This window comes from Photobacterium gaetbulicola (assembly GCF_003025515.1).
Taxonomy (GTDB): domain Bacteria; phylum Pseudomonadota; class Gammaproteobacteria; order Enterobacterales; family Vibrionaceae; genus Photobacterium; species Photobacterium gaetbulicola.
This window is the reverse complement of record NZ_PYME01000078.1, coordinates 1-537: the sequence shown is the minus strand read 5'-3', so window position 1 is coordinate 537 and position 537 is coordinate 1. Positions and strand designations below refer to the sequence as shown.

Annotated in this window: 1 protein-coding gene; it reads left to right on the top strand. The window is 49.7% G+C overall.

Features of this window, described 5'->3' with window-relative positions; translation table 11 throughout:
* Positions 1-537 (top strand): sensor histidine kinase (locus tag C9J03_RS26395; RefSeq protein ID WP_170109017.1); only part of this gene is annotated, 537 nt, incomplete at both ends.

Below are 537 nucleotides of genomic sequence, written 5' to 3'. Positions count from 1 at the left end.
TCCGAATTTTCTGTTCAACGCGCTCAATACCATCAGTGCAGTGATCCGCCGAGACCCGGACAAGGCCCGCCGCTTGATCCAGCATCTGTCGCAGTTTTTCCGCCGCAACCTCAAACAAAATATTGAAACCGTCACCCTGCAGGAAGAACTACAACACGTGAATGCCTATCTCGAAATCGAGTTGGCCCGATTCTCAGACCGGTTGCAGGTTGTGATAAATGTCAGCCCAGAGCTGCTACACCACCCTTTGCCGACATTTACCTTGCAGCCTTTGGTAGAAAACGCCATCAAACACGGTACATCCTCACTGTTGGAAGATGGTAAAATCACCATTAATGGCTATGTGCAAGACAACGACATGATCCTAGAAGTGGAAGACAATGCCGGGAACTATCAAGAGACCGATCCCCTGGCATCAGCCAGCACCACAGAACCGGAAGACAAAGAACACGGCCTTGGCATGAAAATTGTCGATGAGCGCCTGAAAAACCGCTTTGGTAAACAGTACGGGCTGACCATGAGTTATCAGCCTCAATT